General features: G+C 75.9%; 9 protein-coding genes and 1 pseudogene. 7 read left to right on the forward strand and 3 right to left on the reverse strand.

Annotated features, from left to right (window positions below):
• Positions 1 to 225 precede the first annotated feature (225 nt).
• The 4 genes from ACN6LM_RS02485 (at position 226) to ACN6LM_RS02500 (ending at position 6,901) form a co-directional block, all read left to right on the forward strand.
• Positions 226 to 3,420 (forward strand): hypothetical protein, encoded by a 3,195-nt coding sequence (locus tag ACN6LM_RS02485; RefSeq protein WP_445063601.1) that lies wholly within the window; start codon positions 226 to 228, stop codon positions 3,418 to 3,420.
• Positions 3,417 to 4,130, forward strand: coding sequence for a DUF4255 domain-containing protein (locus ACN6LM_RS02490; RefSeq protein ID WP_445063602.1), 714 nt, complete (start codon positions 3,417 to 3,419; stop codon positions 4,128 to 4,130). The genes ACN6LM_RS02485 and ACN6LM_RS02490 overlap by 4 nt, the downstream gene beginning before the upstream one ends.
• Positions 4,127 to 6,235, forward strand: a complete 2,109-nt coding sequence (locus tag ACN6LM_RS02495; RefSeq protein WP_445063603.1) for an ATP-binding protein — start codon at positions 4,127 to 4,129, stop codon at positions 6,233 to 6,235. Before ACN6LM_RS02490 ends, ACN6LM_RS02495 begins: the two co-directional genes overlap by 4 nt.
• Positions 6,236 to 6,322: 87 nt before the next feature.
• Complete coding sequence (locus ACN6LM_RS02500) at positions 6,323 to 6,901, forward strand: DUF1707 SHOCT-like domain-containing protein (protein ID WP_445063604.1); 579 nt, start codon at positions 6,323 to 6,325, stop codon at positions 6,899 to 6,901.
• Positions 6,902 to 6,907: 6 nt separating this feature from the next.
• On the opposite strand, the gene ACN6LM_RS02505 is transcribed toward ACN6LM_RS02500, so the two are convergent.
• A complete protein-coding gene (locus ACN6LM_RS02505) occupies positions 6,908 to 7,690 on the reverse strand; it encodes a thioesterase family protein (RefSeq protein ID WP_445063605.1) in 783 nt (260 codons plus the stop codon).
• A gap of 173 nt (positions 7,691 to 7,863) precedes the next feature.
• Between ACN6LM_RS02505 and ACN6LM_RS02510 the strand changes: the two genes are divergently transcribed.
• The 3 genes from ACN6LM_RS02510 (at position 7,864) to ACN6LM_RS02520 (ending at position 11,281) form a co-directional block, all read left to right on the forward strand.
• Positions 7,864 to 9,057 (forward strand): flavin-containing monooxygenase, encoded by a 1,194-nt coding sequence (locus ACN6LM_RS02510; RefSeq protein WP_445063606.1) that lies wholly within the window; start codon positions 7,864 to 7,866, stop codon positions 9,055 to 9,057.
• A 74-nt stretch (positions 9,058 to 9,131) separates the two neighbouring features.
• Positions 9,132 to 10,574, forward strand: a complete 1,443-nt coding sequence (locus tag ACN6LM_RS02515; protein WP_445063607.1) for a sensor histidine kinase — start codon at positions 9,132 to 9,134, stop codon at positions 10,572 to 10,574.
• A 20-nt stretch (positions 10,575 to 10,594) separates the two neighbouring features.
• Positions 10,595 to 11,281, forward strand: a complete 687-nt coding sequence (locus ACN6LM_RS02520; RefSeq protein ID WP_445063657.1) for a response regulator — start codon at positions 10,595 to 10,597, stop codon at positions 11,279 to 11,281.
• Here ACN6LM_RS02520 and ACN6LM_RS02525 read toward each other — a convergent pair.
• Positions 11,243 to 11,968 (reverse strand): annotated as a pseudogene (locus ACN6LM_RS02525) (phosphatase PAP2 family protein); the annotation flags it as partial. The gene ACN6LM_RS02520 and the pseudogene ACN6LM_RS02525 sit on opposite strands and share 39 nt — an antisense overlap.
• Before the next feature lie 91 nt (positions 11,969 to 12,059).
• Positions 12,060 to 13,040, reverse strand: coding sequence for a hypothetical protein (locus ACN6LM_RS02530; protein WP_445063608.1), 981 nt, complete (start codon positions 13,038 to 13,040; stop codon positions 12,060 to 12,062).
• Positions 13,041 to 13,051 lie beyond the last annotated feature (11 nt).

Below are 13,051 nucleotides of genomic sequence, written 5' to 3' on the forward strand. Positions count from 1 at the left end.
GTTGCCCCCTCGGTGTCTCCGCCCGTCCGCCGGCGAGCGGTCCGGACTCCTCGACGGCCGGCGCGCCTTGACCAGGACCCGGTCCGGAGCGGGCCGCCGGGACCTCGGCAGCCGCAAAGGGCACCCGCTCTTCCCCCGCCCCGGGTACTCCCGGCCCTGTTCCACCGGCCCCGTGGACGGGATGCTCGTCGTGGAGAACCATCGATTCAGACTGCGAGGTGGACTGTGGGCGGTCCGAGGGGTACCCGGCTGCACCGGCTCGGCGCGGCGGTGGTGCTGCTGACGCCGTTGCTGGTGGCGGGCTCCGTAGCCGCCCCGCAGGGCGCCCAGCCGGCCGCCGCCGCGGCGAAGAAGGTGACCGACACCGGGCGGATCGCCTTCGCCGGTACGGGGCACCGCAGCCTCGGCCAGGTCACGTCGGAGACCGCCACCGAGGACCTCTTCGAGAGCGACGACCCGGCCCACTACGACCAGGACGCCTACGGGAGCGGCGACGCGCTCGTCTTCACCAGCCTCCGGGACGAGGTGCGCCCCCAGGTCTACCTGCGCCGCGCGGACGGCGGCGTACTGCGGCTCACCACCGGCATGGACGCCGCGCACCCCGAGCTCTCCCGCGACGGGAAGACCGTGGTCTTCGACTCACCCGGGAAGGGGGGCCGCCGGGACCTGTGGTCGGTGGCCGTCGACAAGCCCGGGAAGGCGCGGCAGCTGACGGACACCACGGCCGAGGAGACGTCCCCGACGCTCTCCCCGGACGGCACCCGCATCGCGTACGCGAGCGACGGCGGCCCGGAGCGGGGCACCCAGATCTACGCACGCGATCTGGGCGGCGGCGAGGTGACGTGCCTGAGCGACAGCGCCGAGGGCGACGCGGACGAGCCCGAGTGGAACCCGGTGAAGGACGACGCCCACGGCTCCCGCATCGCCTACACGCTGCACGTCGCACCCACCTCCGCCACGGACACCGGCCACCGGCTGCGGGTGACCACCGACGGCTCCGGGGCCCCCCGGCCCGTGCTCACCGGTCTCGGCAAGGACTGGGGCTCCCGGTCACCGGCCTGGCTGCCCGACGGCGAGGGCCTGCTCTTCCTCAGCCCCAACACGGACTGCGGCTGCTCCGTCTACGACCACGTCTACCGCATCGGGTCCCTCGACGACCCGGCCCCGCACATGGTGCTCACCGAGGACCGCGAGGTGGAGACCCCGGCTGTGCTCGGGACCCGGGACGACTGGTCCACGGTCGTCACCCGCAGGACCACCAAGGACGCCGCCCTCGTCACGCTCCAGGACATGCGGCAGGACGGCTCCGACCCCCGCGACCTCCGGCTCGACGTCCTGCGCGAGGACCCCAGGGCCCTGACCAACACGAGCGACGACCCGGCCGCCGACCCGCTGTTCCACCCGGCCGACGGCTACGACCCCTGGACCGAGCGGCAGACGTACACGCCCGACGGACGCCGCATCGCCGTGACCAAGTTCGAGACGATCGACGGGCAGCGGGTCCAGCGGATCTGGCTCGCCGACACGGACGGCAAGCACCCGTCACCCATGGAGCTGGACGGGCGCGGTCCCCGGGACCGCGACACCGACCCCTCGTTCTCGCCGGACGGCACCCGGCTCGCCTTCACCCGGTCCACGCCCGGCGCGGACGGCGCCTGGACCAGCCGGGTGCTCGTCGCGGACGTGGCCTCAGGGCGCATCGACGGCGAGGTCGTGCCGCCCGACGACGAGGTCGCCGGCGCCGACGCGCAGCCCGCCTGGTCGTCGGACGGCAAGCTGCTGGCGTTCACCCGCGCGGAGGTCATCCGGGGCCTCGGCGGCATCAAGCACGTCTGGACCGCCCCGGTGAAGGCACTGGAGGAGCAGCAGGACCTCAGCCGCATCGGCGGCTGCCCCGGCGAGTGCAAGGTCATCGACGACAGCCCCGCGTTCTCGCCCGACGGCAGGTCCGTCGCCTTCAACCGCAAGGACCGCGCGGACCAGATCAACCAGCGCGCCAGCGTCGTCGTCGTCTCGCCGGAGGGGAAGGACTGCCGGGTCGTCCTGCCGTCCGGCCGCGCCGGCGACCCCGCCGCGTGCGCGGCGAAGATCCCGGACGTCGAGGCGACCGGCCCGTACCAGCCGCGTGACGTGGCCTGGTCGCCGGACGCCTCCCGGCTGGTGCTCAGCCACCGCCGCGACCGGGCGCCCAACTCCCCGGAGCAGCTGTCGGAACTCAACCTCGCCACCGGCGCGCTGACCCCGCTCACCGCGCAACTGCCCGGCCGCCAGAAGGAGCCCGCGTTCCAGCAGAAGGTGGATCTGGCCGTCACCGCGCCGCCCACCGTGCCCACCGTGGAGAGCGGCTCCTCGGTGTCCGTCACGGTCGTGGTCACCAACAACGGCCCGGCCCCCTCCCCCGGCACCACCCTGGTCGCCGACCTCCCGCCGGGCGTCCGCCTGGAGGGCATGTCCACCCCCAAGGGCGCGTGCGACGACGACGGTGCGCCGAGCTGCGCCCTCGGCCTGCTCGCGCCCGGCGCCGAGGTGTCGGTCACCGTGCGGCTCATCGGCGTGACGAACGGGCCCTGGCAGCTGGGGTGGTCGGTCAACGGCGTGGTCGTGGACCCGAACCCCACGGACAACGCCACCGGCACCGTCGTACGGGTCCGCACCACGCCCGCCATGCCCTCCCCGCCGCCCTCCGGACCGGCCACCCCGCCCAAGCTGCCGCCCCCGGCCGCGCAGCCCCCCGCGCAGCCTCCCGCGCAGCCGCCCGCGCTGCCCCCGGCGCCGGAGGCCGGTCCCGGTGTCGTCGTCCGGGCGCAGCCCAGCCCCGGCTACGTCGGCGGCCGGGTCGTGGTGACGTACACCGTCCGCAACGGCGAGAACGCCCTGGCCACCGGTCTGCGGTTGCGGCTCGGGCTGCCCTCCCGCATCCCCGTGGCCACGCTCCCGGCGGGCTGCACCGGCGGGGTGTGCGCCCTGCCCGACCTGGCGCCGGGCGCCTCCTCGGTCCTGCGGGTGGTGCTCGCCCCGGACCACGCCCTGCGCACCACGATCACCGGCACGCTGACGACCACCGGCACCGACGCGGACCGGGGCGACAACGTCTCGCGCATCCCGCTGCGCATCCTCCAGCCCCGGATCGTCTCGGTGCCGGAGATCGGCAAGCCCGGGTTCGTCACCTCGGTGCGCGGCAAGGACTTCCCGCCCGGCGCGCCCGTGAAACTGACCTGGAAGCCCGGGATCACGGTCGCCGCCGCGCCCACCCTGCCCAGCCGGGACGGCACGTTCATCGCCCAGCTCCTGATCGTGGTCAAGGACCGGACCGGGCCGCGCACGATCACCGCGTCCGGCCCCGGCTTCTCGCCGGTGAAGACGGACTTCCTCGTGGTGACGGGCAACCTGGTCCCGCCGGACGAGATGGGGCGCCGGTGATCCACGAGGTGGACGAGGCGCTGCGGCTGCTGCTGGTGGACGCGGGCCTCGAGGACAGCGGCGTGGACCTGGTCTTCGACGCCCCGACGAGGGACTGGTCCGCCCGCCGCAACGCGCCCACGGTGAGCGTCTTCCTCTACGGCATCCGCGAGGACGCGACGCGACGCAGCAGCGGCACGTCCGAGGAGTACGACGCCGAGGGCCTGGTCACCGGCCGCCGCACGCCCGCGCGCTGGTTCGAGCTGACCTACCTGGTGACGGCGTGGACCAACCGCCCCCAGGACGAACACCGGCTGCTCTCCGAGGTGTTGCGCTGCCTGATCCGCACCCGCGCGCTGCCCGCCCGCACCCTCACGGGCAGCCTCGCCGAGCTGGGTCTCACGGTCGAGATGGAGGCCGCGTCGGCGGGCTCGGGCGACCGCCCGTCAACGGTGGACGTCTGGTCCGCGCTGGGCGGCGAGCTGAAGGCCGCGATCGACGTACGCGTCTGGGCCCCGCTCTCCGGCGACGTGGAACCGGCCGGCCCGCCGGTCACGGAGGGGCTGCTCGTACGCACGGCCGCCGCCGTGGACGGCGAGGCGACGGAACCGGGCCGCCGGCTGCGGTACGGGGGCGGCGCGACGGACCCCGCGGGCGAGGGCTTCGCGGCCGAGCGCGAACGGCAGTTGCCGCCGGGCCGGCGGAGGCGCGGGGGCGGGGCGGCCCGGTGACCACCGCACAGCAGGCCTCCGCCGCGGCCGACACCGCCGTCGCCGAGCTCTGGGAACGGCTCAGGCACGTCGAGCGGCGCGTCCGGGTCGCCGTCGCGCTGCGGCACGAGGGCGATCCGACGCCGGACGACCCGTTCCGGGGGCAGTACCTCACGCCCGCCGCTGCCGAACGCGTCCTGGACTCGCGCGACGCGTTCCTGCCCGTGCCGGACCTCGGGACCGACGCACCCCCCGAGCGCGGGCGGATCGCGGAGCTGGCCGAGCGGTTCGGGCTGACCGGGCCGGACGTCGACCTCCTGCTCGTCGCCCTGGCGCCGGACATCGACCCACGGTTCGAGCGGCTGTACGGGTATCTCAACGACGACCTGACCCGGCGCCGCGCCACGATCGGCCTGGCGCTCGAACTGTGCGGGCTGCCCGGCGCGGGCCCGGGCCGGTTCCGGTTCGCGCCGTCCGCGCCGCTCGTCGCGGCCGGCCTGGTGGAGGTGCTGGAACCCGAACGCCCCCTGCTCTCCCGGGTGCTGCGCGTCCCGGACCGGATCACCGCGCATCTGCTCGGCGACGACGAGGTGGACGCCCGGGTGCACGGCCTGGTCCGGTCGGCTGCCCCGGACGGGGAGCCGGACGGCGGCCCGGTCACCCGGCGCGTCGCGTCGGCGGCCTCCACCGGGAGCGGGTTCGTGCATCTGCTGGACCAGGGCGGCGACCCGGCGCGGCTCGCCGTCGGGGCGCTCACCGCGTCCGGGCTGCGCCCGCTCGTCGTGGACGCGGCGGCGCTGGCGGCGGCGCCCGAACCGGACCGGGCCGTCCGGACCTTGGCCACCGAGGCCCGGCTGAGCGGCGGCGGTCTCGTCCTCGGCCCGCTGGAGACGCTGGCGCCGGAACAGCCCAAGGGCGCCGCGCTGGTCGGGGCGGTGTGCGCGGCGGTCGGCGGCGGCTCGCCGTTGCTCGTGTACGGGCGGAAGCACTGGGACCCGTTGTGGGCCGGGGAGAGCCCGGTGACGGTCCCGGTCCCGCCGCCGGACCCGGCGGACGCGGTACGGCGGTGGCGGGACGCGCTCACCCGGGCCGGTGCCGCCACCGGGCTGGCCGCCGGTACGGAGGAGGCCGACGCCCTCCTCGCGGACGCGACCCGGGCATACCGGCTGGACTCCGGCCAGATCCGCCGGGCCGCCGATGTGGCCGCCCGGCTGGCCGCACAGCAGGACCGCCCGGTGGAGGCCGCCGACCTGCGGACCGCCGTCCGGGCGCAGAACGGCGCGGGGCTCGCCCGGCTGGCCCGGCGCATCGAGCCGGCCGTCGGCTGGGACGACCTCGTGCTCCCCCCGGCGACCCGCCGCCAGCTCTCCGACCTGGCCCTGCGGGCCCGCCACCGCGACCAGGTGCTCGGGCGGTGGCGGATGCGGCCGGGCGGGGGCCGGGGGCGGGGCATCGTCGCACTGTTCGCCGGGGAGTCCGGGACGGGCAAGACCATGTCGGCCGAGGTCGTCGCGGCGGACCTGGGCATGGAGCTGTACGTGGTCGACCTGTCGTCCGTGGTCGACAAGTACGTCGGTGAGACCGAGAAGAACCTGGAACGGATCTTCGTGGAGGCGTCCGAGGTCAACGCGGTGCTGCTGTTCGACGAGGCGGACGCCGTCTTCGGGAAGCGCTCGCAGGTCAAGGACGCCCAGGACCGGCACGCGAACGTGGAGTCGGCGTACCTCCTCCAGCGCGTCGAGTCCTTCGACGGCATCGCCGTACTCACGACGAACCTGCGGGCCAACCTGGACGAGGCGTTCACCCGCCGCCTGGACGTGGTCGCCGACTTCCCGGTGCCGGACGCCCAGCAGCGCCTCGCCCTGTGGGAACGCTGCCTGGGTACGGAGATCCCGCGCGCCCCGGACCTCGACCTGCCGACGTGCGCGGACAGGTTCGAGCTGACCGGCGGCTCGATCCGGGCGTGCGCGGTGACCGCGGCGTACCAGGCGGCGGAGTCGGGCCGCCCGCTGGACACGGAGCAGTTGGTCGGGGCGGTGCTGGCGGAGTACCGGAAGCTCGGACGGCTGGTCCTGGAGAGCGAGTTCGGCCCGTGGCTGGAGCGTACGAGGCGGCAGCGGGGCTAGGGCCCGTCCGACCATTCCCGTCGTCGCCCGGCAGGCGGGCCTGGTCAGAGGGTTCTGGGGCGCACCCGTCTCCGTATCATCAGGTGCATGACTGCCGAGCCCGCCCGTTCCACCGCCCGTATGCGTGCGTCCGACGCCGACCGCGAGGCGGTGGTCGAGCAGCTGCGGGAGGCGGCGGCGGAGGGGCGGATCGACATGGACGAGCTGGACGAACGGCTCAACCTCGCCCTCACGGCCAAGACGTACGGCGAACTCGCGCCGATCACCGAGGACCTGGGCGGCCCGGCCGTGCGGGACACGGGCGAGCCGCTGACGGTGCGGGGCGGCATGCACAAGGTGCAGCGGACCGGCGGCTGGAAGGTGCCCGCGCGCATCGTCGTGTCGGGCGGCCTCGGCGGCGCCCTCCTCGACTTCAGCGCCGCCGAGTGCCGGGTGCCCGTGGTCGAGCTGGAGGTGGACGCGCAGATGGGCGGGGTCCGGATCGTGGTGCCGGACGGCTGGGGCGTGGACACCGACGCGCTGGACCTGGCGTTCGGGGGCCTGAAGTCGAAGGTCAAGGGCGAGCGGGCGCCGGGCGCGCCCCTGCTGAGGATCACCGGCTCCTGCGGAGCGGGCGGCGTCCGCATCCGCCGCCCGGGCCTGCGCGAGCGCCGCGCGAAGCGCTGAGGCCGGTCAGAGCGGGCGGACGGTGAGGATCTGTTCCGCCCGGCCCACCGGTCCGTCGACGTCGTGCAGGACCGTGCTGGTGAGCCCCTGGCCGGTGGGGCCGAAGACGACCGTGGTGTCGAGGCCGGTCCAGCGGCCCGCGGGCCGGCGGTGCAGATGGATCGTCAGGTCCACGTTGGGGAACATCCACTCCGTGGGCTGCTCGCGCACGGCGATGCCGTTGGCGGTGTCGACGAGCGCCACGTACGAGGCCAGCGGCCCGGCCTCCTCCCCCGCGACCAGGTCGAGCGGGGTGGAGATCCAGGCGGTGGTGCGGCCGGGCAGCGGCGGGGCGAGCGGGCGCACGTCGAGCGACGCGATGTAGCCGCCGGGCCAGAGGTCGGCCATCGGCCAGGGGGCGAGCGCCTCGGGCGGGGTGAGGCGGGCGTCCTCGCCGTCGGCGACCTCCGTCGTGTCCACCGGGGCGAGCGCCCAGGCCCTGGCCCGTACGACCGGGCGGCCCGCGATGAGGGCGACGGCCTCCACCAGCTCGATGGTGCGGCCGGGGCGGATGGTCTCCACCCGGATCTCGCACTCGTCCAGGGCGAGCCGGCCGAGGATGTCGAAGCTGATCCGCGACAGCAGCAGCCGCTCGCCGGGCCGCTCCGCGAGGTGGCGCTCGACGGCGTGGACGAGGAGCCCGCCGAACGGGCTGAAGTGCACCTCGTCCGTGCTCCACGCGCCGCTCGCGTGGGCGGTCGGCTTGTAGCGGTGGGCGTCGATTCGCTCGTAGTAGCTGCCGGTGTTCAACGGATGCTTCCCTCACGGCCGTACGGATCGGGCACCGACAGCCTGCCACCGGGGACGTTCCGGCCGGCGCGCGGGTACCGCGCTCCGCACTCGCGTTCGGGCGTGATCAATTCGCAATCGATTCCGGTCTTGACCGAGACCCATCAAGGAGTCACGCGATTACGCTCCGAAGCATGTCCGACAGCGCACCCACCGCCGGCAGCTCCTCCCCGGCCCCCACCGACCTCACCGAGGACCGCCCCGTCTACGTCATCGGCGGCGGCCCCGGCGGACTGGCCGCGGCGGCCGCCCTGCGCGCGCGGGGCGTCCGGGCGGTCGTGCTGGAGAAGTCCGGGGGCGTCGGCACGTCCTGGCGCGGCCACTACGACCGGCTGCACCTGCACACCACCCGGCGCTGGTCCGCGCTGCCCGGGCTGCCGATACCGAGGAGGTTCGGCCGCTGGGTCGCCCGGGACGACGTGGTGCGGTACCTGGAGAAGTACGCCGAGCACCACGAGCTGGAAGTGATCACCGGCGTCGAGGTCTCCCGGATCGACCGGGCGGCGGACGGCACCGGCTGGCGGCTGAGCGCGAGCGGGGGCCGCGAGCTGACCGGGCGCGCCGTCGTCGTCGCCACCGGCTTCAACCACACCCCGCGTCTGCCGGACTGGCCCGGCCGCGAGACGTTCACCGGCGACCTCCTGCACGCCTCGGACTACCGCTCCCCGGCCCCGTACGCGGGGAAGGACGTCCTGGTCGTCGGGGTCGGCAACACGGGCGCGGAGATCGCCGTGGACCTCGTGGAGGGCGGCGCCTCACGCGTCCGGCTCGCCGTGCGCACCGTCCCGCACATCGTGCGCCGCTCCACGGCGGGCTGGCCCGCGCAGGCGACCGGCATCCTGGTCCGCCGGCTGCCCGTCGCCCTGGTGGACCGGGCCGGCCGCCTGATGGCCCGCGCGGCCGTGCCGGACCTGTCGGAGCACGGACTGCCCCGCCCCGACACCGGTCTGTACTCCCGCGTCAAGGAGGGCGCGATCCCGGTCCAGGACGTCGGCCTGATCGACGCGGTGAAGCGCGGCCGGGTCGAACCCGTGGCGGCCGTCGAGTCGTTCGACCGGGACGCGGTGGTCCTCGCGGACGGCACCCGGGCCACCCCGGAGGCCGTGATCGCCGCGACCGGCTACCGCCGCGCCCTCGAACCCCTGGTCGGCCACCTCGGCGTGCTGGACGCCCGGGGCCGCCCGGTGGTCCACGGCCCCCGCACCCCCAAGCAGGCCCCCGGCCTCTACTTCACCGGCTTCACCAACCCCATCAGCGGCATGCTCCGCGAACTGGCCAGGGACGCGGAGAGGATCGCCAAGCGGGTCGCCCGGAGGGCGCGGCGCTGACGGACCCCGCGCGGCACGCCGGCCCCTGACTTTCGGCAGTGCCGCCGCCGCCCCGTTGTGCGTACGGTCGCCGGGTGGAGAGAGCGATGATCGGCGGCGCGGTCCGGCGGGCCGCCGCGCCGGGGAACCTGCTGACCGTGGCGGCGGCGGCCTGCGTCGCGCTGAGCGCGGTCAGCCTGTGGTGGGCGCTGCCCGCCGCGGTGACCGCGTTCCTGGCCGGGCGGGAGCCGGGCAGGACCGGGCCGACCCTGCTCGCGCTCGTCGCGGTCGTCGCCGGCGGGGTCGTGGCGGTCGCCCTGGTGCCGTCCTGGGTGCTGATGGCGGGGCGGTTCGTCGCGGTCGTCGCGGTGGCCGCGATGCTGCCGTGGTGCGCGGGGCGGTTCTGGTGGCAGTACCAGGAGCTGGTACGGGCGGGCTGGGAGCGGGCGGACCGGCTGGAGCGGGAGCAGCGGCTCGTCGCGGAACAGGCCAGGGCGCGCGAACGGGCCCGGATCGCCCAGGACATGCACGACCTCATCGGCCACGACCTGAGCCTCATCGCCCTGTCGGCGGGCGCCCTCAAGCTGGCCCCCGGCCTGGACGGGGCGCACCGGGAGGCGGCCGGGGAGATCCGGGCCCGTGCGGCGGCCTCGGTCGAACGGCTCGGCGAGGTCATCGGCCTGCTCCGCGAGGACGGCGGCGGCCGGGCGGACGAGGAGCCGCCTGGCCCGCCCGGCACCGGCATCCGGCGGCTGGTCGCGGAGGCCGCCGCCACCGGCCTCCCGGTTTCCCTGCGCACCGAGGGCGACGCCGCCGCGATGCCGCCGCAGGCCGCGCGGGCCGCCCACCGCGTCGTCCAGGAGGCCCTGACCAACGCCGCCAAACACGCCCCGGGCGCCCCGGTGGACGTCCGGCTGACCCATGCGGCCGGGACGACGACGGTCCGGGTCGGGAACGGCCCCGCTCCGGTGGGGCGGCAGGGCGTACCCGGCAGCGGGCGGGGCCTGCCCGGCCTGGACGAGCGGGTGCGCCTGGCGGGCGGCACCTTCGCGCACGGCCCGTACGGGGACGGCTTCGTGGTGACCGCCCGCCTCCCGCACACCCCGCCCGCCCGTCTGCCGGCCGCCGCAGCGCCCCGGACCGCGCCCGGGGCGCTGCCTCCGGAGCACCGGCGGGCGCGGGGGCGGGCCCGGCGGGCCCTCGCCCTCGCCGTCGTCCTGCCGCTCGCGGCGTGGGCCGCGCTGAGCGCGGCGCTCCTGGGCTGGGACATCCACTCGGCCCGGCAGTCCGTCCTGGACCCCGGCGACTTCACCCGGCTCCGGGTGGGCCAGGACCGGGCGTCGGTCGAGCGCGTGCTGCCCCCGCGTGAGACCACCCAGCGGCCGGTGGCAGGTGAGCCGCGCGGTCCGGGCGTGAGCTGCGCGTACTACGCGATGACGGCGGACCGCTTCGACGACCGCTCCGGGGACGCCTACCGGCTGTGCTTCCGGGACGGCAGGCTGATGTCCAAGGAAGCGCTCACCCCGGGCACGGGATGAGCATGACGGAGGAAGTACCCATGATCCGCGTCCTCGTCGCCGACGACGAACCGATGATCCGGGCGGGCGTGCGGGCCGTCCTCACCACCGACCCGGGCATCGAGGTCGTCGCGGAGGCGCCCGACGGGCACAAGGCGGTGGAGCAGGTGCGGCTCCACCGCCCGGACGTGGCCGTGCTCGACATCCGGATGCCCGGCACCGACGGCATCGAGGCGGCGGCCGAGATCCGGCGGGCCGTGCCGGGGACGGGCATCGTGATGCTGACGACGTTCGGCGAGGACGACTACATCCTGCGGGCGCTCGGGGGCGGCGCCGCCGGCTTCCTGATCAAGTCGGGCGAACCCGAGGAGCTGATCGCCGGGGTCCGCGCGGTCGCGGACGGCGCCGCCTACCTCTCACCGAAGGTCGCGGCCCGGGTCGTCGCCCACCTCTCGGCGACCGGCGCCGGTGCCCTGGCCGGCCGCCGCACCGCCGCCCGGGAACGGGTCGGCGCGCTCACGCCCCGGGAACGCGATGTGCTGGCCCTGCTGGGCGCCGGACTGTCCAACGCCCGGATCGCCCGCCGGCTCCACCTCGTCGAGGGCACGGTCAAGGCGCACGTCAGCTCGATCCTGGCCCGGCTCGGTGTGGAGAACCGGGCCGCGGCGGCGGTCGTCGCCCACGAGGCGGGCCTCGTCCCGGTCACCGGACCGGCCGAGGAACGCTGACACCGCCGCCCGGGCCAGGGGCAGCAGGGCGAACAGCAGCGCCGCGACGACCGCCGCGCCGAGGACCGCCCCGGCCAGCACGTCGTGCGGGTAGTGCGCGCCGACCAGCACCCGGGACACCGCGGCCGCCCCGGCCACGGGGAGCGCGAGGGCGGCGAGCCTCGGCCGGAGCAGCGCCACGCCCACCGCGAGGCCGACGGCGAGGGTGGCGTGGTTGCTGGGGAAGGACCAGTCGCCGGGCGCCGGGCACTCGGCGACGCCGGAGCCGTGGATCAGGACCCGGCAGGGGCGCTCCTCGTCCACGACGAGCTTCAGGGCCTCGCTGGCCGCGTACGCGAGAACGGTGCCCGCCCCGGTGAGCACCGCTCCGGCGACGGTGCGGTGGTCCGCCCTGCGCACGGCGCTCCAGCAGACCCAGGCGAGCAGCAGCCCGAGGGCCACGAGCGTCCCGTCGCACACGGCCTCCAGCAGCGACCCGGCCCAGGAGGGCGCGCCGTCCAGCGCGTCGGCCACCGACCGGTAGGCGTCCGCCGATACCCCGTCCGTCACCTCCACCGCCCGGTCCGTCCCCAGCCCGCCGGGCGCGAGACCCACGACGGCGCCCCCTCCCGCCGCCAGTACGGCGCAGGCGAGCCAGGGCCGTGCGCCAGGGGTGTTGCGTGCGGTGTCTCGTCCTCTACGTCTCATGGGAGCCGAACCTAGGAGCGCGGCCCGCCCTGCGCCCGGGGCCAACGGCAGGCACGGCCCCCGACGAAAGTGGGGGGCGGCTGCGGACGGCTCAGCGGGTGAGGACGTACAACCCCGGGGAATCGAGGTCGCCGTACGCACGGACCAGCTTCGGGCGTTCCGGCGTCCCGTTCATCTGCCAGGCGGAGTCGACGTACTCGTCGAAGTCGTCGAAGTGGCAGCGCTCGATGCTCACCTTGAGGCGCTGGCCCCAGGTCGTGGAGTCGCCGGGTTCGTACGCCCAGGTTCCCGGGCCCGTGCAGCGGTACTTCGCGCGGCGGGCGTCCGCTCGGTCCTCCCACGCGGATTCGTGGTCCGTCAGGCCCTCGGCGCGGGCCGTGCCGTCGGCGTTCAGCCGCAGCGTGCCGCCGTGCCCGTCGGCCCAGGTCCCGGCGAGCCGCGCGGCGGTCAGTCTCGGCGGGCGGTACTCGGTGAGCAGCCCGGTCCCGTACGCCGTCGCGCCGATGCCGAACACGACCACGGCCGCCAGTGCCCCGTAGCCGTAGATGCGCGGCAGGAGCCACCGCCGCACGTGCAGCGCGGCGTCCCGGGCCAGGAGGGCGGGCCCGGCGAGCAGCGCTTCTCCGGCCGTCCAGGTCAGGGCCGAGGGGCCGGGACCGGGGTGGAGGGTGACCGCGAAGACGGCCGTGATCAGGCCGGCCGGGACCGCGGCGACCGCAGGCACCCACCACCAGACGTCCCGCCCGTGCACTCGGCCGCTCGCCCGGCGGGCCGCCCAGACCACGGGCAGCACGACCGCCAGGTTCAGCCACAGGGCGACCGGGACGCCGCAGCACAGGGAGAGCGGGAGCGTGAGCAAGCCGCCTCCGGGGCCTTCCAGCGGCGCGTACGCCTCCATGGCGCGTTCCGCGAAGGCGTACACCTCGAACGCGAGCATCAAGCCCACGTACAGCGCCGCCGTCCCCGCCACGACCAACCGCTCCGACCAGACGGGCGGCGGACCGTCCGGCACCTCGGGCGGTCGCCAGTTCCCCCACGGCCTACTCGTGTCCCACGCGGTGCTGCCCGACATGAAGCCCCCCC

Source organism: Streptomyces sp. SAS_281 (assembly GCF_052542855.1).